Here is a 21,735-nt window from a genome sequence, read left to right as displayed (position 1 = left end):
GCCTTGCAAAAGGCATCCCGATCGGCAGGACAGCGCGCCCAGAGCCCGCCCGCCGCACCCCGGATGCGCATTGAAGGCCCAGCAGGACCGGACGCGATAGCATCACCTGATGCCCGTCGCGCCAGGCACGAACTTCCCATAGGGCTTAGCCCCCACTAGAACAGGATTACTCATGTCCTTTGCTTCCCTCGGTCTCTCCGAGGCTCTAGTCCGCGCTATCGAGGCAGCGGGCTATACCCAGCCTACGCCGGTGCAACAGCGGGCCATTCCCGCCGTGTTGCAAGGTCGCGACCTGATGGTCGCGGCGCAGACAGGTACTGGTAAAACCGGTGGCTTTGCACTGCCGATTCTCGAACGCCTGTTTCCAGGTGGCCACCCCGACAAGTCCCAGCGCCATGGCCCACGCCAGCCGCGGGTACTGGTGCTGACCCCCACCCGCGAACTCGCCGCCCAGGTCCACGACAGCTTCAAGATCTACGCCCGCGACCTCAAGTTCGTCAGCGCCTGCATCTTCGGCGGTGTCGGCATGAACCCGCAGGTGCAGGCCATGTCCCGCGGCGTCGACGTGCTGGTGGCCTGCCCCGGCCGTCTGCTGGACCTCGCCGGCCAGGGCAGCGTCGACCTGAGCCACGTTGAGATCCTGGTGCTCGACGAAGCCGACCGCATGCTCGACATGGGCTTCATCCATGACGTGAAGAAGGTCCTCGCACGCTTGCCTGCCAAGCGCCAGAACCTGCTGTTCTCGGCGACCTTCTCCAAAGACATCACCAACCTGGCCGACAAGCTGCTGCACAACCCCGAGCGCATCGAGGTCACGCCGCCCAATACCACGGTCGAGCGTATCGAGCAGCGTGTGTACCGTCTGCCCGCCAGCCACAAGCGTGCCCTGCTGGCCCACCTGATCACCCAGGGTGCCTGGGAGCAGGTGCTGGTCTTCACACGTACCAAGCACGGCGCCAACCGCCTGGCCGAGTACCTCGAGAAGCACGGCCTGACTGCCGCGGCGATTCACGGCAACAAGAGCCAGAATGCGCGCACCAAGGCCCTGGCCGACTTCAAGGCCGGCACCGTGCGCATCATGGTCGCCACCGACATCGCCGCCCGCGGCCTGGACATCGACCAGTTGCCCCACGTGGTCAACTTCGAGCTGCCCAACGTCGAGGAAGACTACGTGCACCGTATCGGCCGTACCGGCCGTGCGGGCCGTTCCGGCGAGGCCATCTCGCTGGTGGCGCCGGACGAAGAGAAGCTGCTCAAGAGCATCGAGCGCGTCACCCGCCAGAAAATCCAGGACGGCGACCTGATGGGCTTCGATGCCTCGACGGTCGAAGCCGAAAAACCCGAAGCCCGTGAACGTCCGCAGATGAACCCGCGCGGTGGCCGTGGCCAGCGTGCCGACGGCAGCAATGCCGGCGGGCGCAAGGACAAGGGCAAGGACAAAGGCCAGGAAAAGGATAAGCCCGCAGGCGACAGAGCCACTGAGAAGGCCGCCGGCGGGCGCCAAGAGCGCAAGCCCCGTGAAAACAGCAAAACCCGCCAGGCACCCTCGGGTCAGGCAGCAGTAGTTCCGAAAATCCCGGCCGACCGTGACCCTGAAGCCTTCCTGGACGACGAAGTGGACAACTTCGGCAACCGTGCCGACTACGTCAGCCCGTACCAGAACAAGGGCGGCCAGGGCCGCAACCGTCGCCCGGGCGCACCGGCAGCCGCCGGTACCGGCACCGGCGCACCCCGCGGTGGCCAGCCACGCAGCAACACCGGTGGTGGTGCACGTAGCGGTGGCGCCGGCAGCAATGGCGAGAAGCGCGGTGGTGCACGCAGCGGTGGCGGTGGTCGCGATGGCCAGGCGCGCCGCGACGGCAGCAACAACCGCAACCGTCGCCCGGCCCGTGACGACCAGTCGTCGCAGGAACCGGCAGTGCGCAACCCGCGTGACGGCCAGTCGCAGCCCAAGATCGTGCACAAGGAATCCAAGATCGACCGGTTTCCGACCGCCGAACAGCTCGAGCAGCTGCCAAGCCGCCCACGTGGCGAGAAGCCTGCGCTGCTGACGCGCAACCGCTGATCCCGCCACTGCGCACACAAAAACGCCGCCCCTAGGGGCGGCGTTCTTGTTTACAGGCCAGGCAATTACTTCTGCTTGACGCCTTCCAGCGAGATGTCCAGCTGGGCGGTCTGTGCCACGTCGCCAGGCAGCTTGATGCCGAAGTCTTTCAGGTCCAGGGTGGTGGTGGCGTTGAAACCGGCGCGCTCGCCGCCCCATGGGTCCTTGCCTTCACCGTTGAAGGTGGCCTTGAAGGTCACTGGCTTGGTCACGCCGTGGAAGGTCAGGTCGCCGGTCACGTCGGCAGTCTTGTCGCCAGTGGGCTTGACGGCGGTGGAGACGAACTTGGCGTCGGCGAATTTCGAAACGTCCAGGAAGTCCTTGCTGGCGATGTGCTTGTCACGCTCGGCGTGGTTGGACCACAGGCTGGCGGTCTTCACGTCTACCGAGATCTTGCTGTCCTGCGGCTTGGCGGAATCCCAGCTGAAGGTACCGTCCCAGTCCTTGAAGGTGCCGTGGATGAAGCTGTAGCCCAGGTGGCTGACTTTCCAGTCGATGAAGGCGTGCTGGCCTTCCTTGTCGATCTTGTAGTCGGCAGCCATGGCCTGGCCAGCGGTGAACAGGGCGGTACCGAGCGCCAGAGCGGCAAAAGTCTTTTTCAACATTACTTCTATTCCTTTGGAGTTGAGGTTGAACATCAAGCTTTGCGGCCCAGCATGCGGGTGAGGGTCGCGTCACGGTCGATAAAGTGGTGCTTGAGGGCGGCCAGGCCATGCAGGCCGGCGAAGATCACCAACCCCCAGGCCAGGTAGAAATGGATTTCCCCGGCGACATCCGCCTGGTTGGGCAGGTCGCTGACCAGTGCCGGCACCTCGAACAGGCCGAACACCGGAATGCCCACGCCGTCGGCGGTGGAGATCAGGTAGCCGGTGATCATCACCCCGAACAGGCCCACGTACAGCAGGCCGTGGCCGGCCTTGGCGGCGAAGCGGGTAAGCGGGCCGTGGTTGGCCGGGGCCGGTGGTGGCGGGCTGATGAAGCGCCACAGCACGCGACCGAGCATGATCGCCAGCAGGGTCAGGCCGATACTCTTGTGCAGGTCGGGTGCCGTTTTGCGCCACGCACTGTAGTAGTCCAGGCCGACCATCCACAGCCCCAGGCCGAACAGGCCGAAGACCGCCAGGGCCACGCCCCAGTGCAGGACGATACTGACCACGCCATAGCGAGAAGGAGAATTGCGCAGTTGCATTGCCGTGTTTCCCTGTAAGAACTGTGCCCAAGACTAACCGGTTATCTATCGAATTAAAGCGGAAAATTTTGCTTTGAACGATCGAGAAACATGATCTTTAGTGTGAGACGAACAGGTTAAGGAAACATTAACTCGGCAGGAAGGAATTGAGGTGGCCCCTTCGCCGGCAAGGCCGGTTCCTACGGGCTTGTGCTGCACCTGTAGGAGCCGGCCTTGCCGGCGAAGGGTTCAACGCATCACTGCGCCTTGGCCTGGGTCGCTGTGGCCGGCTTCTTCGCCACCGGCTTGGCCGCAGGCTTTTTGACCGGCTGGGCCTTGGCCGCAGGCTTCTTGGCTGGCGCGGCTTTCGCCGGGGCCTTCTTGGCAGCAGGCGCAGGCTTTGCCGGCGCCTGCCTGGCTACTGGCGCAGCCGCAGCGGGCGTTGGCGCCGGCGCAGGTGCAGCGGCTGGGGCTGGGGCTGGGGCTAGCGCAGGAGCTGGCGCCGCATCAACCGGCTTGGCCGGCGCTTTGTCTACCGGCTTGTCACCGCCACCGAACAACCGCGAGAAGAAGCCAGGCTTGCTGTCCTTGGCCGCCACCGCTGCCGCTGCGGCCCCGGCCGCCACCGGCGCCAGCTTGGCCGGGTCGAACGACTTGCCATTGGACATGTCCACCACCTGGCCCGCCGCGCGCTGGCCGCTGCGCAGAGCGCCTTCCAGGGTGCCGGGGTACAGCGCATCGGTGTGTTCGCCGGCAAACGCCACGCGCTGCACCGGACGCTCCCACAGGCGCCAGAACTTGCTGATCTGCCCCGGCCCGTAGGCGAGGTACGCACCGCCCGTGCCGGCATCGGTGCTGTAGCGACGCACTTCATAGCCGGTGAACGCGCCACGCGCCTGCGGGTAGAACGCATGCAGGCGAATCAGCACCTGGTCGACCATCTGCTTGTCGCCGAACGCCTGCAGCAGGCGCGCGTTGTCACCGGACAGGTTGATCACCACGTTGGCGCCACCCTTGAGCGCCGGTTCGATCCACAGCATGCCCAGGCCGGTGTTGCTGTAGATTTCGCCCGACATGCGCGCACGGCTTTCCCAGACCGGGGTCTTGAACTTGAGCAGCAGCTGGTCGCGCCAGCCGTAGTTGGTGCCCTTGAGCGCCGCCAGGTGCTGGTTGTCCAGGCCCGGGGTCATCTGGATCTTGGCCAGGGCGCGCAACGGTACCGCCAGCACCACGTAGTCGGCGCTGTAGCCCACCGCGCCGACCTTGACCGTGACGCCGTCCTTGTCCTGGATGATCGCGCTGACCGGTGCGCTGGTCTTGATGGTCTTCAGTTGCTTGACGAAAGCCTGCGCCAGCACCGGGCTGCCGCCGGGCAGACGGGCGGCGCGCAGGTCGCGATCGCTCACATCGCGGTACACGCGGGTCTGCTGCGCGAAATACAGCAATGACAGGCGCGAAGGCTCGTCATAGCGGGTACGGATCTGCTGGTTGACCAACTGGCGCGCGGTCGGTGGCAGTTGCAGCTTGTCCAGCCAGCCGGAAACGTTGAGCTGGTCGAGGGCGAACAGGGTGCTGTTGGCCGCCGGGTTTTCAGGGTCGCTGATCGAGCGCGCCAGGTCGTCGAGGGTCTTCTCGTAGCGCTTGAGTGCCTCGGCGGTGGCCGGCTGCTTGGTGGCCAGGTCTGCGGCGCTGAAGTACTCGCCATCGATCAGGTAGCTCGGTACGCGCACGAACTCCGGCGCCGGCAGGGTGGCCAGCTTGAAGGTGTCGAGGTAGCGGTTGAGGGTCGGCTGGGCCTTGCTGTTGCCGATCCACTCGCTGGTGGCCAGGCCCGAACGCCCGCCCATGCCCGGCTTGGCTTCCAGCAGGGTCACCTGCCAGCCCTTGTTTTGCAGTTCGTAGGCGGCGGTGAGGCCTGCCAGGCCGCCACCGACCACGATGGCCGTCGGCTGCTTGGCAGCCGCGAGGGCGCCCGCGCTGAACAGCCCTATCATTACCAGCGCGCAGGCGCGCAGCCAACCAGCAGACATTCGGCGAACTCCGGATCAAAGGCGGAAAATGCGGGGTGAACCCCCCGGGAAAAACGTCGGTGAAGGATACGTCAGGCCGCCCGGGCCTGCCACTAATGCCCGCACCGTTTGCGCCTTATGGGTTGTCCTGCCCCGGCGCTTTGCATAGGCTTGCGCGGTTACCCGAACCCGCGTCGCCAGGAGAGAGCCCATGGGCCTGAATCAACAGTGGATGGAACGTGACCTCAAGGTCCTGTGGCATCCCTGCACCCAGATGAAAGACCACGAGCACCTGCCGCTGATCCCGATCAAGCGTGGCGAAGGCGTATGGCTCGAAGACTTCGAAGGCAAGCGCTACCTCGACGCGGTGAGTTCCTGGTGGGTCAACGTGTTCGGCCACGCCAACCCGAAGATCAACCAGCGCATCAAGGACCAGGTCGACCAGCTCGAACACGTGATCCTCGCAGGCTTCAGCCACCAGCCGGTGATCGAGCTGTCCGAGCGCCTGGTCAAGCTCACCCCCGAGGGCCTGAACCGCTGCTTCTACGCCGACAATGGCTCCTCGTGCATCGAAGTGGCGCTGAAGATGAGCTTCCATTACTGGCTCAACAAGGGCCAGCCGGACAAGAAGCGCTTCGTCACCCTGAGCAACAGCTACCACGGCGAGACCATCGCGGCGATGTCGGTGGGCGACGTTCCGCTGTTCACCGAGACCTACAAGGCACTGCTGCTCGACACCCTCAAGGTGCCCAGCCCCGACTGCTACCTGCGCCCCGAGGGCGTGAGCTGGGAAGACCATTCGCGCACGATGTTCGCCGCCATGGAACAGACCCTGGCCGAACACCACCAGAGCATCGCCGCCGTGATCGTCGAACCGCTGATCCAGGGCGCCGGCGGCATGCGCATGTACCACCCGGTGTACCTCAGGCTGCTGCGCGAGGCGTGCGACCGCTACGGCGTGCACCTGATCCACGACGAGATCGCCGTAGGCTTCGGGCGCACCGGCACGATGTTCGCCTGCGAGCAGGCCGGCATCCGCCCCGACTTCCTGTGCCTGTCCAAGGCCCTCACCGGCGGCTACCTGCCGCTGGCCGCGTGCCTGACCACCGACGAGGTGTACAGCGCGTTCTACGACGATTACCCGACCCTGCGCGCGTTCCTGCACTCGCACAGCTATACCGGCAACCCGCTGGCCTGTGCCGCGGCGCTGGCGACCCTGGACATCTTCGAGCAGGACAACGTGATCGAGGCCAACAAGGCCCTGGCCACACGCATGGCCACGGCCACCGCGCACCTGGTCGACCACCCGCATGTGGCCGAAGTGCGCCAGACCGGCATGGCCCTGGCCATCGAGATGGTGCAGGACAAGGTCAGCAAGACCGCCTACCCGTGGCAGGAGCGGCGCGGCCTGAAGGTGTTCGAGCATGCCCTGACCCGTGGTGCGCTGCTGCGCCCGCTGGGCAGCGTGGTGTACTTTCTGCCGCCGTACGTGATCACCCCCGAACAGATCGACTTCCTGGCCGAGGTGGCCAGCGAGGGCATCGATATCGCCACGCGCAGCAGCGTGAGCGTGGCGGTGCCGGCCGATTTCCATCCTGATTTCCGCGATCCGGGCTAAACAGCATCGCGGGTCCCAGCTCCAACAGGGATCACCTGTAACCCTGCAGGAGCAGGCTTTACCCGCGATGGCGCCCGAACTGCCTCCATCTTATTCAGAGCAGAACCATGAGACTGTCCCGCTTCTTCATCGACGCCCCCCTGAGCCTGGGCGAGCACGACCTGCCCGAGGCCCAGGCCCACTACATCGGCCGCGTGCTGCGCATGGCGCCGGGCGATGCGGTGCAACTGTTCGACGGCAGCGGCCAGGAATACCTGGGCGAACTGCTCGAGGTCGGCAAGAAGAGCGTGCGCGTCACGCTCGCCCAGGCCCTCCCCGGCCAGGCCGAATCCCCCCTGCACGTGCACCTGGGCCAGGGCCTGTCCCGTGGCGAGCGCATGGACTGGGCGATCCAGAAGGCCACCGAACTGGGTGCCAGCGTGATCACCCCGATCGTCAGCGAACGCTGCGAGGTGCGTCTGAAGGACGAACGTGCCGACAAGCGCCTGGCCCACTGGCGCCAGGTGGCGATCAGTGCCTGCGAACAATGCGGGCGCTCGACAGTGCCGACGATCCATTCGCCGGTGCTGCTGGCAGACTGGCTCAAGGCGCGAGACGAGGCGCTGAAACTGGTGCTGCACCCGGTGGCCGAACCCTTGACCAGCCATGCCAGGCCCGCGAGCCTGGCGTTTCTGATCGGGCCGGAAGGCGGCTTGTCGGAGGTAGAAGTGGAGCAGGCCAAGGCGGCGGGGTTCCATGCCGCGCGCCTGGGCCCGCGGGTGCTGCGTACCGAAACCGCGCCAGTGGTGGCGCTGGCGGTGGCGCAGCAGCTGTGGGGCGACTTCTAGATCGCGTCGCGGCGTTCGCCGGCAAGGCCGGCTCCTACTGCAGGAGCCGGCCTTGCCGGCGAAGGGGCCCTAAAGCACGTAGAAAAATATCGCGATAAAGTGCAGCAGGCTGCCGGCAATCACGAACAGGTGCCAGATGCCATGCCAATGGCGGAAGCGGCTGTCATAGGCAAAGAAGATGATGCCGATGGTGTACAGCGCGCCCCCCGCCGCCAGCCAGGCGAACCCCGCCGTACCCAGGCTGGCCAGCAGCGGTTTGACCGCCACCAGCACGATCCAGCCCATCAGTGCGTAGATCACGATGGACAGCACGCGCGCCTCGGAGCGCGGCTTGATCTCCTGCAGCATGCCGATAACCGCCAGCCCCCACACCACCCCGAACAGGCTCCAGCCCCACGGACCGCGCAGGCTCACCAGGCAGAACGGGGTATAGCTGCCGGCAATCAGCAGGTAGATCGACAGGTGATCGAGCTTGCGCATGATCACCTTCGCCCGCCCGCGCACGCTGTGATAAAGGGTCGAAGTGCTGTACAGCAGCATCAGCGTGAAGCCGTAGATGGCCAGGCTGACGATCTTCCAGGGGTCGCCCTGCATCCCGGCCACCACCAGCAGCCAGATCGCGCCGATGCAGGCCAGAACCGCGCCCACCAGGTGGGTCCAGGCATTGAAACGTTCACCGTGGTACATGCATTGATGCCCTCCGTAGAATGATTCGCTCCTCTACCCTACACAAGCCCGGCATCAAGTGCATTACGCGGTTGGTACTAGGCCCCGGCCGTCTGCAACAGCTGTTCCAGCCCGGGCAGGTCCGGTACCCGCGCCACCTGCTCGCCCACCTGCACCGCCGCCAGCTCCAGCGGCGCCAGCGGCACATCGACGTAGTTGAGCTGGCTGTCGAGCTTGCACGTGCGCGGTATGCCCTGCACCAGCAGGGCGAAGAAACGCCGCGGCGTATCGCCCAGGGCATTGAGCACCACGATGCGCGCGCGCTCGCCAACCTGGGTCTGGCCACCGCAGGCCGCCTCGAAGCTCAGCAGCGGCAGGCGCTGGCTGCGCCAGTCGATCCAGCCCAGCAACCAGGCCGGCTGATGCGGCAAGGGCGTGCACGGCTGGTAGCCGATCAGCTCGGCCACCGCCACGTTGGGCAGCACCAGGCTGCGGTCGCTCAACGGCAGCAACAGCCCGGTGAGGGTGTTGCGCCGATTGTTGCGAGGGGTCTGTTCAAGCATGCGGGGTACTCCAGCGGGCAATGCTCTGCAGCAGCACCGACTCCTGGTAGGGCTTGCCCAGGTAGTCGTTGACGCCAATGGCCATGGCCCGGTCGCGGTGCTTCTGGCCGGTACGCGAGGTGATCATGATGATAGGCAGGTCCTTCAGGTGCGGGTCCTGGCGCACCTGGGTGGCCACCTCGAAGCCGTCCATGCGTGGCATCTCGATGTCCAGCAGCAGGATGTCGGGACGGTGTTCGGCCAGCACACTCATGGCATCGACCCCATCCTTGGCCGTCAGCACGTTCATGCCATGGCGCTCCAGCAGGCGCCCGGTCACCTTGCGCACCGTGACCGAATCGTCCACCACCAGCACCAGCAATGGACGTGCGGCGGCATTGCCAGGGTGCTCCAGGCGCAGGCGTGCGGCGCCCTGGGCCACCTTGGACAACTGCAGGTGCAGCGCACGCAGTTGCGCCAGCAGGTCGAGAATCAGTACCACGCGGCCATCGCCCAGCAGGGTCGCCCCGGCCAGCCCGTGCACTGCGGCAAACTGCGGGCCAAGGCTCTTGACCACGATTTCACGGCTGGCCGCCAGGCTGTCCACCTGCACGGCGAACTGCTGGTCGTGGGCCTGCACCAGCAGTACCGGCAGCGGCAGGCTCTGCCCCAGCAGGCGCGGCTGCACCTCGCCCTGCAGCAGTTCGCCGAGGTAGCGCAGCTCATAACGGTGGCCGGCGTAGCGGTAGCACGGCGGGTCCAGCTGGTAGCAGGCCTCGAGCTCGGCCGGCGGTACACGGACCACGCCCTCGATGGTGTTCAGCGGCACCGCGTACTGTTCTTCGCCGTAGTTCACCATCAGTGCGCGATTGACCGACACGGTGAACGGCAGGCGAATCAGAAAACGCGCCCCCTTGCCCGGCACCGAGTTGATCACCATCGAGCCGCCCAGTTGCTTGACCTCTTCGTGCACCACGTCCATGCCCAGGCCACGCCCGGAAATCTGGGTGATCTTCTCCGCAGTGGAGAACCCGGGCCGCAGGATGAACTGCATCACCTCGTGGTCGCTCAGTTCGGTGGCCGGGTCCAGCAGGCCGCGCTTGATCGCCTTTTGCCGCACCGCCTCCAGCGGCACGCCGGCGCCATCGTCGGTCATTTCGATGACGATATCGGCGCCTTCGTGCAGCAGGTTGAGGGCGATGGTGCCCTGCTCCGGCTTGCCCGCCGCCAGGCGCGCCGCACGGTTTTCCATGCCGTGGTCGACGGCGTTGCGCAGCATGTGTTCCAGCGGCGCCACCATGCGTTCGAGCACACTGCGGTCCAGCTCGCCCTCGGCATTGCCCACCACCAGCTCGACCTGCTTGCCCAGCTCGCTGGCAACCTGGCGCACCACCCGCTGCAGGCGCGGCACCAGGCGCTCGAACGGCACCATGCGGGTGCGCGTCAGGCCTTCCTGCAACTCGCTGTTCACCCGCGCCTGCTGTTGCAGCAGGCTGTAGGCGTCATGGGCACGCACGGCCAGGGTTTCCTTCAGGTCCAGCAGATCGGAGGCCGACTCGAACAGGGCCCGCGACAGCTGCTGCAACTGTGAATGACGGTCCATTTCCAACGGGTCGAAGTCGTCATAGCCCAGCGCCTCGCCTTCGCTCTGCTGGCGGCTGAGGATGCGCCCCTGGGTCTCGGTATCGAGCCGGCGCAGCTGGTCGCGCATGCGCTCGAGCGTGGTTTCCATCTCGCCCAGGGCCACCTGTGCATCGTTCACCTGCTGTTCGATGCGCCCGCGAATGATCGAGTTCTCGCCCGCCAGGTTGCCCAGGTCGTCGAGCAGCTCGGCCGTTACCTTGACCATGTCGGCCGGGGCACGCTCCGGGCTCGGCGCCGCCACTTCCACCGGGGCCACCTCGGCGCCGGGCGTCGCGGCGGCGGTGTCGCTCAGGGCAGCACTGCTGAAATTGCGGATATAGTCGATCAGCGCCGTGGCGGCGTGCAGCGGCTGGTGCAGGCGCACCGCATCGAGCATGTGCGCCAGGCGGTCATGGCAGTTCTGCAGCAGGCTGAACAGCGCCGGGCTGGGTTGCAGCTGCCCGGCCGCCAGGTGTTCATAGAGGAATTCGAGTTCATGGGCCAGGTCGCCGATGGGCGCGATCTCGACCATGCGCGCACCGCCCTTGAGGGTGTGCAGGTCGCGCAGCAGGTTCTCCACCTCCACCCCGTTGCGCGGGTCGGCCTGCCAGCGCAGCAGCGCGGCACCGGCACTTTCGGCGATGTCGAAGCCTTCCTCGAGAAAGATCTCCAGCAGTTCCTTGTCGCCCTCGTGACGCTGGGGCTCCGCCGGCTTGCCTTGGGGCTCGGGTGCCGGTGCGGTGTGACGGAACTCGCGCAGGGCTGCCAGCTGTTCCACCACCAGCTCCGTTGCCTGTCCCTGCTGCACCTGCTCGAGCAGACGCCCGAGCAACGCATGGCTTTCACGCAGCAGGCCCGGCAACAGGTTGCCGGGCTGGTAACGGCGATCGACCAGGCCTTCGTAGAGCAACTCCAGCTCCTGGGCCAGCACCTCGACCGCCCCCACCTGCGCCAGCTGTGCGCCACCCTTGAGGGTCTGCAGGTCGCGCTGCAGCGACGACAGCGCCGAGCCGTTGTCGGGGTCGCCGGCCCAGCGCGCCAGGGCCTGGTCGGCCCCTTCGAGGATGTCGCGGGCTTCTTCCAGAAACAGCTCGACCACCTCGCTGTCGTGCGCCTGGCGTTGCAGCGCGCGGGTGGCATCGCCCAGTTCGGCGATCTGTCCGGGCTGCTCGCCCTGGCTGTGCACCAGGCCCATGGCATCCGGCGCCAGGCCTTGCTCGAGCAGCTCGCGCAATGCGTGCAGGCGTTGCGGTTGCGGGTCCACTTCCTGGCCGGCGGCAATCTGGTCGAGCATGTCGATCAGGGCTTCATGGGCCCGTTGCGCCTCGCCGAAGAAGCGCTCGCTGACCGCCAGGCTGCTCTCCTCCACCGCGCCGTACAGGTCCAGCAGCGCCTCGCACAGTTCGTCCACCTGCCACAGGTCGGCCAGGTGCGCGCTCTGCCCCAGGGTGGTCAGTTCATCCAGCAGCGCAGTCAGCTCCTGGCGCTCGCCGGGGTGCTCCTGCCAGCGTTGCAACAGGGTTTCGGCGTCCAGCAGGATGTCCATGCCCTGGGCCAGGAAGCTGGCGATCAGTTGCGGGTCGCGCTTGACCCGCAGGCCCTGGCTCGGCGCATCGCGCAGTGCCTGCAGGCGCGCAGCAACCACCTGGTCGATCTGTTCGATGAGGGTCCGGGCACCGCCGATGGGTGCCAGCGGGGTGCTGTCGAGCTGTGCCAGGCCCCGGCGCAGCAGCGGTTCGGCCATCTGCAGCAGGTACAGCTCGTCAAGGTCCAGGCCCAGCTGGTGGGCCTTGAATTCGCGGGCCAGCAGGTCCAGTGCGCTGGCCAGCTCGGCGATCGGCACCACCCCGGCCATCGCGGCGCTGCCCTTGAGGGTATGCAGCGCCCGTTGCAGGCTGTCGCTGACCGGCACCGGCAACTGCGCCTCGGCGGCCTGCAGAAACTCGTCGACACTGGCCAGGTGGGTCTGCGCCTCGTTGCGGAAGATCTCCAGCAGGCGCGGGTCGAAGGCCGGCTCCGGGGCTGTGACGCCCAGCGGGTCGTTCATCGCCAGCGCATGCAGGCGCGTGGCCAGGCGCTCGACCTCGGCATGGGGCAGAGCCTGGGCCTGGGCGAATTCATCCAGCAACGGCGTCAGCAGCGCAATGCTCTGCTCGAGCCCGGCCAGCACATCGCCGCTGGCTTCGACGCGGCCTTCGAGCATGCGGTTGAGCAGGTGCTCGGCGGCCCAGGCAAGCTCGGCCAGCACCTGGGCGCGCACCATGCGGCCGCTGCCCTTGAGGGTGTGGAAGGCGCGGCGCATTTCCACCAGCGCGTCACGTGCCGCCGGGTTGCCCCGCCATATCGCCCAGTGCTGTTGCAACTGCTGCAGCACCTCCTCGGCTTCCTCCAGGAACACCTCGCGCAGCTCGTCGTCCAGCGGTGCCTCGTGCATCTCGGGCGCAGGCGCGGGTGCCGACGGGGCCGGCGGCAGGCTCGGGAACCCCAGTGCGGTCAGGGCCAGCTGGGTGCGCTCGAGCCATTCGTCCAGGTCGGCCTGGGGGTCGATGGCGCGCCATTGCAGGTACAGTTCCAGGCTGCACAGGGCATCGGCCAGGTGATCGAGCGCGGCGTTGTCCGGCAGCCGCTCGGCGTACAGCAGGTGGGTCTCGACGTAATCATGGCAGCGCCGCACCAGCGCCGCCGCCCGGGGCAGCATGAGCATCGCCAGCGCCCCGCGGATCTGCGTGAACAGCCCCGGTAGCGGTTGCAGGCGCAGGCGATCCCAGCCGGCCTCCAGGCAATCGGCGATCAGGTCCTTGGCCTGCAGCAGCACGCCGTGGGCCTCGTCCAGCACCAGTCGGCGAATGTCGTCCAGGTCGGTGCCGGGTACGCTGGCCTGGCTGACCGACTCGATCGAGCCCACCATGCCGCCCAGGGTCGCCTCGACATACAGCAGCGCCCCGGCAACATCCATCAGCAGCGCATCCTCGGGCACCCGCTGGCCCTGGGCCAGGGCCTGAAGCACCGCCACCTGGTCGATGATCACCCGGCGCGGCTGGCCGAAGCCGAGCACCGCCAGGGTATCGGCGATCTGGCGCAACGGCGCCAGCAGCGGGGCCAGCGCCTCGACCTGCTGGCGGTCGCTGCGCACGAACAGGTCCAGTTGCTCCTTGATGCGCACCAGGTCTTCGCGCACTGCCAGCACCACCGAACGCATCGCATCGCGCCCCGGCACCGCCTCGAGCGGGTCACGCAGCGCGCCGAGGCTCAGGCCTAGCCCCGCAGCGGGCTCGGCGACGGTCTGCTCGCCCGGCAGGCTGGCCTGGGCCAGCGCCGGCGCGCCACGCGCGGCACGCAACGGGTTGAGCAGTGGCAGCACCAGCAACGGCAGCTCGTGCCGGGCGCCGCGCAGGCGTTGCAGGTACTGCGGCAACTGCTCCAGCGCCCTGAACAACGCGCCCAGCGCGTCACCGCGAGAGGCCACGCGGCCTTCGCCCAGGGCCTGGGCCAGCTGCTGCATTTCACGGGTCAGCAAGGCCGCACCTTCCAGCTCGAGCATCTGCAGGCAGCCGCGCACCTGGCGCAGCGGCGCGTCGAAACGCTCCAGCACCTGGCTGTCGCCAGCGTCGCCGGCAAACTGCTCCAACGCCTGGCGGGCCTGGGCCAGGCAGTCGTCGATGGGGCCCTTGACCCAGGCCAGGGCCACCTTGTCGTGGCGCTCGGCGATACGCACTTTAGTAGCCATAAAGTCCCACGCGCCGGTCAGCGCGGCTCCGTGGTTGGCGGCAAGGTGAAGCCCGACACCGAACGGCGCATCTCGCTGGCCATGCGCGCCAGGTTGCCGATGCTCTCGGCGGTGGCGGTCGAGCCGGACGAGGTCTGCGAGGTGATCTGCTGGATCACCGCCATGGTGTGGGAGATCTGCCCGGCCGAAGAGGTCTGCAACTGCGCGGCATCGGAAATGCTGTGGATCAGTTCGGCCAGGGTCTGCGATACACCCTCGATTTCGGCCAGCGCCACCCCGGCATCCTGCGCCAGACGCGCCCCGCGCACCACTTCGGCGGTGGTCTGCTCCATGGAGATGACCGCCTCGTTGGTGTCGGCCTGGATCGCGCGCACCAGCGCCTCGATCTGGCGCGTGGCCGAGGATGAGCGCTCGGCCAGGCGCTGCACCTCGTCGGCCACCACCGCAAAGCCGCGCCCGGCCTCGCCGGCCATCGACGCCTGGATCGCCGCGTTGAGGGCGAGGATGTTGGTCTGGTCGGCAATGTCGTCGATCAGGCTGACGATGTCGCCGATTTCCTGGGACGACTCGCCCAGGCGCTTGATGCGCTTGGCAGTGTCCTGGATCTGCTCGCGGATGTTGTCCATGCCGTTGATGGTGTTGTGCACCACCTCGTTGCCCTTGTTGGCAATGGCCACCGAGCGCTCGGCCACCTTGGCCGACTCGTAGGCGTGCCCCGACACCCGGTCGATGGACTCGGCCATGTCGCCCACCGCAATCGATGCATCGGTGATCTGCTGGGCCTGGTGCTCGGAGGCCTTCGCCAGCAGGTGTGCGGTGGTCTGGGTCTCCTGCACCGCGCTGGCGACTTCCTCGGCGCTGAGGTTGATGGTCGCCACCAGGTCGCGCAACTGGTCGATGGAATAGTTGATGGAGTCGGCGATGGCCCCGGTGAAGTCCTCGGTGACCGAAGCGGTGACAGTCAGGTTGCCGTCGGCCAGTTCCTGGATCTCGTTGAGCAGGCGCATGATCGCCTGCTGGTTGCGTTCGTTGGTTTCGGCGGTTTCGCTGAGCTGGCGATTGGTTTCGCGCACCATCACCAGCCCGATCAGGATGATCGAGGCCAGCGCCAGCAGGCCCAGCACGTAGCCGCCGACGGTATCCAGGGTGCGGCCGGAGGCCAGGTTCTCGAAGCCGTTGGCCAGGTGCGAGGCTTCGTCGAGCAATGTCTGCGACAGGCTGAAGATGCTGCCGGCCGCTTCGCGCACGCGAAACAGCTCGGGCGAGGTTTCAAGAATCTCGTCGACGGAGCCTGCGACAAACTGGAACAGCTCGGCGATCTCGGCCAGGCGCGCACGGGCATCCGGGTCCTGGACGCGGGTGACCTGGATCGACGGCGCGCCGCCGAGCATGCCGTCGAGCACCTGGCCGAAGCGGCTGGCATCGCGGCCGAAGGCATCGGCGGCCTGCACCGCGGTGTCGTCGCCGGCCAGCACGGTGTTGACCGAGCCCAGGATGCGCTCGGCCAGCAGCGATTGGCGCTGGGCCACCGCCACCTGGCTGGCGGGGGCGCCACTTTGCAGCAGGATCTCCACCACCTTTTCGTACTCGACCTGCAACTGCGGCACGGTCTCGGCCAGGGTCGCGGCCACCTGGTGCAGCGACAGCACGGTCTGCTCGCTGGCCAGGATCGCGTCGGTGCTCTTGCGCAGGCTCTCCCAGTCGCGTTGCACCGCATCCATCTCGCCGCGTACCGCCACCGGGGCCGACGGCAGGCCGGTGGCCGGGTCGCCTTTTTTCAGGTAACCCCAGCGCTGTTCGAAATCGTTGCGCGCATCGTTGAGCAGCTTGAACGCCACGGCCTTGCCGGCGGCGGCCTCGGTGGCGTTCTTGGCGATGCGCTGGGACAGCACGCGCAGCTCGCCGGCATGGCCGATGTACTGCTTGTCGTAGTTGGCCTGGGTATTGAGGTAGGCGAAGTTGGCGAACAGCAGAATGATCGACAGGATCAGCACGATGAACAGTGCGGCGATCTGCGCGCTGCTGCGCGAGCCTTGTACCGAGGGGCGGGTCTTGAACTTGGTCACAGGTCTGGCATCCCTTTACAACGCCACATCGAGAAAGCCTGGCGCCTGGGCCAGGGCGAAGGGGCTGAAAATGCCCCAGCAGTGCTCGCGCTGAAAGTGCCCCTGCACGAAGGGGGCCGCAGCCGGCAGCAGCGGCGCCGGCGGCGACAGCTCCAGGCCGTGCAGGGCAAAGTGCTGCAGGCCCACCACTTCGTCCACCAGCAGCCCGGCGAACAGCTCCTCGTGGTCCAGCACCAGCACCCGCCGCTGCTTGCGCACCACCGACAAGCCCAGGCCGAGAAAACCGCACAGGTCCATCACCGGCAACAGCCGCCCGCGCAGGTTGGCCACCCCCGCCACCCACGGCTTGACCCCGGGAATGCGGCTGAGCCGGGGTTCCTGCAGCACTTCGGCGACCTCGCCCATGGGCGCCACGAACCAGTGCTCGGCCATGCGAAAGCCGATGCCGCTCCAGGTCTGCAGGCGGGTTTCCTGCAATGGCAGGTCGGCCGCCAGCAGGCGACAGCGCCGGTCGATTTCGAGCAACAGCTCGAAGGCGGTCAGCGATTCGCCCATGCGCCGCGTGGTCAAGCCTTGAGAACTTTGTTCAGGACCTGGATCAGGGTGTCTTCATCCACCGGCTTGGTCAGGTAGTCGCTGGCGCCCTGGCGCTGGCCCCAGACCTTGTCGGTTTCCTGGTCCTTGGTGGTGACGATGATCACCGGGATGCCCTTGGTGACGTCGTCCTTGCTCAACTGACGGGTCGCCTGGAAGCCGTTCATGCCGGGCATCACGATGTCCATCAGCACCGCATCGGGCTTTTCCTGGCGGGCCAGGGCCACGCCATCGGCGCCGTTCTCGGCCTTGAGCACCTGGTGCCCGTGCTTTTCGAGCATTCCGGTCAGTTTGTACATTTCGGTCGGCGAATCGTCGACGATCAGAACTCGGGCCATGCTGTTCCCCAATAAAGGCATGACGCCGCGGCCAGGAGGGCGGCGGCGTCAGGGTGCGGGTTGTTCTTCTGCGGCGAAACCCGGCACATGGGCGCGGATCGCATCCAGCAGTTCTTCCTTGCTGAAAGGTTTGGTCAGAAATTGATCAGAGCCCACCTGGCGGCTGAGCGCCTTGTCGAACAGGCCGTCGCGCGACGACAACATGATCACCGGGATGTCCTTGAACGCGCTGTTCTGCTTGATCAGCAGGCAGGTCTGGTAGCCATCGAGGCGCGGCATCAGCACATCGACGAAGATGATCCCCGGGGTGTGGTCGACGATCTTGCCCAGGGCGTCGAAACCGTCGACCGCGGTGACGACTTCGCAACCGGCTTCGCCCAGCAGCTTTTCGGCAGTGCTGCGAATCGTCTTGGAGTCATCGATCACCATCACCTTCAACGCCGTGTCGGGCTGTACCATAATTGCTCTACCATCGCCTGGAAGGGCCTTGCAGGCCACGTGCCAGGCCTTTTTAGCACACTCTGGGGGTGCATTCCATCGAGCCTCGCCGCGCCCAGCGCCGATGCCTGCCGGCTGACGTTTCCCCTTGACCGCCAGCCCGCCGGGCGCCACCCTGACGCACTTCAATTCGAGCCACTGCGGCAGCACGCCGCCGAGAGGAAATACCCCATGAGCGTTCGCCTCGGGATTGTCATGGACCCCATCGCGCAGATCTCCTACAAGAAGGACAGCTCGCTGGCCATGTTGCTGGCCGCCCAGGCCCGTGGCTGGTCGCTGTTCTACATGGAGCAGCACGACCTGTACCAGAGCGAAGGCGTGGCCCGTGCCCGCATGCGCCCGCTCAAGGTGTTCGCCGACCCCGAGCACTGGTTCGAGCTGGAGGCCGAGACCGACGCCGCGCTGAGCGAGCTGGACGTGATCCTGATGCGCAAGGACCCGCCCTTCGACATGGAGTTCGTCTACAGCACCTACCTGCTGGAGCAGGCCGAGGCCGCCGGGGTGCTGGTGGTCAACCGTCCGCAGAGCCTGCGCGACTGCAACGAGAAGCTGTTCGCCACGCTGTTCCCGCAGTGCACGCCGCCAACCCTGGTGAGCCGGCGCCCGGACATCATCCGCGAATTCGCCGCCAAGCACGGCGACGTGATCCTCAAGCCGCTGGACGGCATGGGCGGCACCTCGATCTTCCGCCACCGCGTGGGCGACCCCAACCTGTCGGTGATCCTCGAGACCCTGACCGCCCTGGGCACCCAGCAGATCATGGCCCAGGCCTACCTGCCGGCGATCAAGGACGGCGACAAGCGCATCCTGATGATCGACGGCGAGCCGGTGCCGTACTGCCTGGCGCGCATCCCGGCCAGCGGCGAAACCCGCGGCAACCTGGCCGCCGGCGGTCGTGGCGAGGCCCGCGAGCTGACCGAGCGCGACCGTTGGATCGCCGCCCAGGTGGGCCCGACCCTGCGCGAGAAGGGCCTGTTGTTCGTCGGCCTGGACGTGATCGGCGAGCACCTGACCGAAATCAACGTGACCAGCCCCACCTGCATCCGCGAAATCGACAACGCCTACGGCACGCAGATCGGCGCGCAGTTGATGGACGCCATTGATCGCAAGCTCAAGGCACGCTGACCGCCGACAAGTGGCGGGCCCGCGTTGTGGGGTATCATGCCGGTCCATTCTCGACTGGCACCCCGCTGCGCCGGCCCTGCCCCGGCTGCTGGATAATCGATGACGCTTCCTGCCGACCTTCCTGCCGATTTTGCCCCGCCCCGTGTCCGCGCGGCGGACCGGCTGGGCTTTACCCTGTTCCTGGCGGCGCTGCTGCACCTGGCGCTGATCCTGGGCCTGGGGTTTACCTTCGCCAAGCCTGAAGAAATCCGCCGCACCATGGAAATCACCCTGGCCACCTTCAAGAGCGAGGCACCGCCGAAGAAGGCCGATTACCTGGCGCAGGACAACCAGCAGGGCAGCGGCACGCTGGACAAGAAGGCAGTGCCCAAGACCACCGAGATCGCCCCGTTCCAGGACAGCAAGATCAACAAGGTGACGCCGCCCCCGGCCGCGAAGCCCGAAGTGGCGCCCCAGCCGGCCCCGCCCAAGGCGGTGGTGGCCACCACCAGGCCCAAGCCGCAGAAGGTCGAGACCCGCCCCAAGGAGCAGCAGCCCAAGGTGCAACCCAAGGCGGCCACACCGACGTTCGACAGCGCCGACCTGTCCAGCCAGATCGCCAGCCTCGAGGCGGAGCTGGCCAACGAACAGCAGCTGTATGCCAAGCGCCCGCGCATCCACCGCCTGAGCGCGGCTTCGACCATGCGCGACAAGGGCGCCTGGTACAAGGATGAATGGCGCAAGAAGGTCGAGCGCATCGGCAACCTCAACTACCCGGACGAGGCCCGCCGCCAGCAGATCTACGGCAGTTTGCGCCTGTTGGTGTCGATCAACCATGACGGTTCGCTGTACGAGGTGCTGGTGCTCGAATCTTCCGGGCAGCCGCTGCTGGACCAGGCGGCGCAGCGCATCGTGAGGCTGGCGGCGCCGTTTGCGCCGTTTACCGGGGACCTGTCGGATATCGATCGGCTGGAAATTGTTCGAACGTGGCGCTTCGCCCGTGGGGATCGGTTGTCGAGCAACTGATCGCCGAAGGTGTACTCGCCTGACGTCGTCAAGCGGCTCAAGTAACACCTGTAAGTACGAGTGTTCGTAACCAAAACTATCGAAGCTGGCCAACAAAAAATGTTGTCGCGAAATTGAAGCAGGACCAGCACTTACAACAACTGCGAGGCATGCCTCAACTGCTAGACAGTGAGAAGAGTTTCAACTCGCCATGTCAGATCATTAACCTTCGAGTGGGTTGTTGACGGCAGTAGACCAGTTCAGGTTGTTGCCTACTGTGCCATCGTCTTCAAGATGCCTAACCGTAAATTGGTAGCCATGGTGAGGGTTTGGGCCAGGTGGCTTGAAGGTAATTGTGAAACACCCATTCTCGTACGTCTTACCCTCGCCGCAGTATTCTCCGGTCCCACTGACACAGACCAGATAAGCGCGTTCGGGGTCACCGCGTCCTGTAAGCGTTACCTCACTAGTAAAGAAATTTCCGATTGCTTCGTTGATAGACATCCGAGTGATCATTGCACTTCTCCTTTAGATAAGCCAAATGCTCGGTTTGCGGTGAGACTATGAGTTGATCCAAACCACCTGTCACCTGACACAGTTACCAGTTGTAGGTCGCCGCGAAAAAAATGTACCCGCTTCAAAAAGCAGCGCAGTGCCGCGACATCAGCAACCGCAGGGTCACCTAACTAGCGCCTCACACAGCAGCCCGTGCCGATTAGCACCGCCAAGAAACAGGCATAATCGGCCCGCAGGCTCGACACGCACCTTGTCAGCGTGGCCGCTCGCCGCCACACTAACCCCCATGAAAAACCTCAGCCCGAGTTACCTCAAGCATCAGTTCCTGATTGCCATGCCGCACATGGCCGACCCGAACTTTGCCCACACCCTGACCTACATCGTCGAGCACAATGCCAACGGTGCCATGGGGCTGGTGGTCAATCGCCCGCAGGAGCTGAACCTGGCCGATATCCTCGAGCAGCTGCGCCCGGACACCGAGCCGCCGGCACGCTGCATCCACGTGCCTATCCATATCGGCGGCCCGGTACAGACCGACCGCGGTTTTGTGCTGCACACCAACGACAAGACCTTCCAGGCCACCGTCCAGCTCGACGGGCTGGCCCTGTCGACCTCGCAGGACGTGCTGTTCGCCATCGCCGACGGCGTGGGCCCGGCGCAGAGCCTGATCACCCTGGGCTACGCCGGCTGGGAAGCCGGGCAGCTGGAAGCGGAACTGGCCGACAACGCCTGGCTCAACTGCCCGTTCGACCCCGAGATCATCTTCGGCATGGCCTGCGAGCAACGCCTCGAAGCCGCCGCAGCCAGCCTGGGCATCAACCTCAGCCTGCTCACCAGCCAGGCGGGGCACGCCTGATGACGGCGCTCAAACTGCTGCTGGGCTTCGACTACGGCACCAAGCAGATCGGCGTCGCCGTCGGCCAGGTGATCACCGGCCAGGCCCGCGAGCTGTGCACCCTGAAGGCGCAGAACGGCGCACCCGACTGGGCCCAGGTGGAAAAACTGTTCAAGGAATGGCAACCCGACGCGGTAGTCGTCGGCCTGCCGCTGAACATGGACGGCACGCCCAGCGAAATGAGCGCGCGCGCCGAGAAATTCGCCCGACGCCTGAACGGCCGCTTCAACGTGCCGGCCTACACCCACGACGAGCGCCTGACCACCTTCGAGGCCAAGGGCGAACGCATGGCTCGTGGCGGCCAGCGTGGCAGCTACCGCGACAACCCGGTGGACGCGATTGCCGCCGCCCTGCTGCTGCAAGGCTGGCTCGACGCCCACGCCGAACAGGCCTGAACCCGACCATCGGTTACACGCCGGGCCAGCTCTCTGCCCC

At 66.3% G+C, this 21,735-nt stretch carries 17 protein-coding genes; 7 read left to right on the top strand and 10 right to left on the bottom strand.

The genetic code is table 11. The features are described 5' to 3' along the window. Positions 1-172: 172 nt before the first annotated feature. A complete protein-coding gene (locus N0B28_RS01895) occupies positions 173-2,065 on the top strand; it encodes a DEAD/DEAH box helicase (protein WP_275730067.1) in 1,893 nt (630 codons plus the stop codon). Between the two features lie 65 nt (positions 2,066-2,130). On the opposite strand, the gene N0B28_RS01890 is transcribed toward N0B28_RS01895, so the two are convergent. From N0B28_RS01890 to N0B28_RS01880, 3 genes are all read right to left on the bottom strand, one after another. Continuing rightward, positions 2,131-2,709 carry a YceI family protein gene (locus tag N0B28_RS01890; RefSeq protein ID WP_043863617.1) on the bottom strand — a complete coding sequence of 193 codons (579 nt, stop codon included), beginning with the start codon at positions 2,707-2,709 and terminating at the stop codon, positions 2,131-2,133. A gap of 32 nt (positions 2,710-2,741) precedes the next feature. Further along, positions 2,742-3,293, bottom strand: coding sequence for a cytochrome b (locus N0B28_RS01885; protein ID WP_043863618.1), 552 nt, complete (start codon positions 3,291-3,293; stop codon positions 2,742-2,744). Positions 3,294-3,529: 236 nt separating this feature from the next. After that, positions 3,530-5,302, bottom strand: a complete 1,773-nt coding sequence (locus tag N0B28_RS01880; protein WP_275730064.1) for a flavin monoamine oxidase family protein — start codon at positions 5,300-5,302, stop codon at positions 3,530-3,532. Between the two features lie 190 nt (positions 5,303-5,492). Here N0B28_RS01880 and N0B28_RS01875 point away from each other — a divergent pair, with 190 nt between their 5' ends. After that, positions 5,493-6,899, top strand: coding sequence for an adenosylmethionine--8-amino-7-oxononanoate transaminase (locus N0B28_RS01875; RefSeq protein ID WP_078479848.1), 1,407 nt, complete (start codon positions 5,493-5,495; stop codon positions 6,897-6,899). Between the two features lie 107 nt (positions 6,900-7,006). Beyond that, the gene (locus N0B28_RS01870) at positions 7,007-7,726 is read left to right on the top strand and encodes a 16S rRNA (uracil(1498)-N(3))-methyltransferase (protein WP_043859631.1); all 720 of its coding nucleotides are present in this window, start codon (positions 7,007-7,009) and stop codon (positions 7,724-7,726) included. Positions 7,727-7,795: 69 nt separating this feature from the next. Here the strand turns inward: N0B28_RS01870 and N0B28_RS01865 are convergent, their stop codons facing one another. The 7 genes from N0B28_RS01865 to pilG all read right to left on the bottom strand — a co-directional run bounded on the left by N0B28_RS01865 (position 7,796) and on the right by pilG (position 17,741). Further along, entirely contained in the window at positions 7,796-8,413 is a 618-nt protein-coding gene (locus tag N0B28_RS01865) for a hemolysin III family protein (RefSeq protein WP_043862136.1), read from the bottom strand. A gap of 77 nt (positions 8,414-8,490) precedes the next feature. Further along, entirely contained in the window at positions 8,491-8,955 is a 465-nt protein-coding gene (locus tag N0B28_RS01860; RefSeq protein ID WP_043862137.1) for a chemotaxis protein CheW, read from the bottom strand. Then, complete coding sequence (locus N0B28_RS01855; protein WP_275732026.1) at positions 8,948-14,266, bottom strand: Hpt domain-containing protein; 5,319 nt, start codon at positions 14,264-14,266, stop codon at positions 8,948-8,950. Before N0B28_RS01855 ends, N0B28_RS01860 begins: the two co-directional genes overlap by 8 nt. 35 nt (positions 14,267-14,301) lie before the next feature. After that, entirely contained in the window at positions 14,302-16,350 is a 2,049-nt protein-coding gene (locus N0B28_RS01850; protein WP_043862138.1) for a methyl-accepting chemotaxis protein, read from the bottom strand. A gap of 15 nt (positions 16,351-16,365) precedes the next feature. Beyond that, positions 16,366-16,920 (bottom strand): chemotaxis protein CheW, encoded by a 555-nt coding sequence (locus N0B28_RS01845; RefSeq protein ID WP_078479846.1) that lies wholly within the window; start codon positions 16,918-16,920, stop codon positions 16,366-16,368. Continuing rightward, entirely contained in the window at positions 16,917-17,282 is a 366-nt protein-coding gene (pilH, locus tag N0B28_RS01840; RefSeq protein WP_043862140.1) for a twitching motility response regulator PilH, read from the bottom strand. Before pilH ends, N0B28_RS01845 begins: the two co-directional genes overlap by 4 nt. A 48-nt stretch (positions 17,283-17,330) precedes the next feature. Next, the gene (gene pilG / locus N0B28_RS01835) at positions 17,331-17,741 is read right to left on the bottom strand and encodes a twitching motility response regulator PilG (RefSeq protein WP_043862141.1); all 411 of its coding nucleotides are present in this window, start codon (positions 17,739-17,741) and stop codon (positions 17,331-17,333) included. 210 nt (positions 17,742-17,951) lie between these two features. Between pilG and gshB the strand changes: the two genes are divergently transcribed. From gshB to ruvX, 4 genes are all read left to right on the top strand, one after another. Beyond that, complete coding sequence (gene gshB / locus N0B28_RS01830) at positions 17,952-18,905, top strand: glutathione synthase (RefSeq protein ID WP_043862142.1); 954 nt, start codon at positions 17,952-17,954, stop codon at positions 18,903-18,905. A gap of 99 nt (positions 18,906-19,004) precedes the next feature. Next, complete coding sequence (locus N0B28_RS01825) at positions 19,005-19,910, top strand: energy transducer TonB (protein WP_043862143.1); 906 nt, start codon at positions 19,005-19,007, stop codon at positions 19,908-19,910. A 781-nt stretch (positions 19,911-20,691) separates the two neighbouring features. Continuing rightward, positions 20,692-21,261 (top strand): YqgE/AlgH family protein, encoded by a 570-nt coding sequence (locus tag N0B28_RS01820; RefSeq protein WP_043862144.1) that lies wholly within the window; start codon positions 20,692-20,694, stop codon positions 21,259-21,261. Continuing rightward, positions 21,261-21,695: a Holliday junction resolvase RuvX gene (ruvX, locus tag N0B28_RS01815; protein ID WP_058541633.1), complete on the top strand. Its 435-nt coding sequence runs from the start codon at positions 21,261-21,263 to the stop codon at positions 21,693-21,695. Before N0B28_RS01820 ends, ruvX begins: the two co-directional genes overlap by 1 nt. Positions 21,696-21,735: the final 40 nt, after the last annotated feature.

Source organism: Pseudomonas sp. SD17-1, assembly GCF_029201585.1.
GTDB lineage: Bacteria > Pseudomonadota > Gammaproteobacteria > Pseudomonadales > Pseudomonadaceae > Aquipseudomonas > Aquipseudomonas palmensis.
Note: the sequence above shows the minus strand (reverse complement) of the source record. Positions and strands in the feature narration are given on the sequence as shown.

Bases quoted from the DNA above. Each gene is read 5' to 3' on its own strand.
- N0B28_RS01880 (WP_275730064.1), bottom strand. From the start codon at position 5,302: ATGTCTGCTGGTTGGCTGCGCGCCTGCGCGCTGGTAATGATAGGGCTG.
- N0B28_RS01860 (WP_043862137.1), bottom strand. From the start codon at position 8,955: ATGCTTGAACAGACCCCTCGCAACAATCGGCGCAACACCCTCACCGGG.
- N0B28_RS01890 (WP_043863617.1), bottom strand. From the start codon at position 2,709: ATGTTGAAAAAGACTTTTGCCGCTCTGGCGCTCGGTACCGCCCTGTTC.
- N0B28_RS01885 (WP_043863618.1), bottom strand. From the start codon at position 3,293: ATGCAACTGCGCAATTCTCCTTCTCGCTATGGCGTGGTCAGTATCGTC.
- ruvX (WP_058541633.1), top strand. From the start codon at position 21,261: ATGACGGCGCTCAAACTGCTGCTGGGCTTCGACTACGGCACCAAGCAG.
- N0B28_RS01870 (WP_043859631.1), top strand. From the start codon at position 7,007: ATGAGACTGTCCCGCTTCTTCATCGACGCCCCCCTGAGCCTGGGCGAG.
- pilG (WP_043862141.1), bottom strand. From the start codon at position 17,741: ATGGTACAGCCCGACACGGCGTTGAAGGTGATGGTGATCGATGACTCC.
- N0B28_RS01895 (WP_275730067.1), top strand. From the start codon at position 173: ATGTCCTTTGCTTCCCTCGGTCTCTCCGAGGCTCTAGTCCGCGCTATC.
- N0B28_RS01865 (WP_043862136.1), bottom strand. From the start codon at position 8,413: ATGTACCACGGTGAACGTTTCAATGCCTGGACCCACCTGGTGGGCGCG.
- N0B28_RS01875 (WP_078479848.1), top strand. From the start codon at position 5,493: ATGGGCCTGAATCAACAGTGGATGGAACGTGACCTCAAGGTCCTGTGG.
- gshB (WP_043862142.1), top strand. From the start codon at position 17,952: ATGAGCGTTCGCCTCGGGATTGTCATGGACCCCATCGCGCAGATCTCC.
- N0B28_RS01825 (WP_043862143.1), top strand. From the start codon at position 19,005: ATGACGCTTCCTGCCGACCTTCCTGCCGATTTTGCCCCGCCCCGTGTC.
- pilH (WP_043862140.1), bottom strand. From the start codon at position 17,282: ATGGCCCGAGTTCTGATCGTCGACGATTCGCCGACCGAAATGTACAAA.
- N0B28_RS01820 (WP_043862144.1), top strand. From the start codon at position 20,692: ATGAAAAACCTCAGCCCGAGTTACCTCAAGCATCAGTTCCTGATTGCC.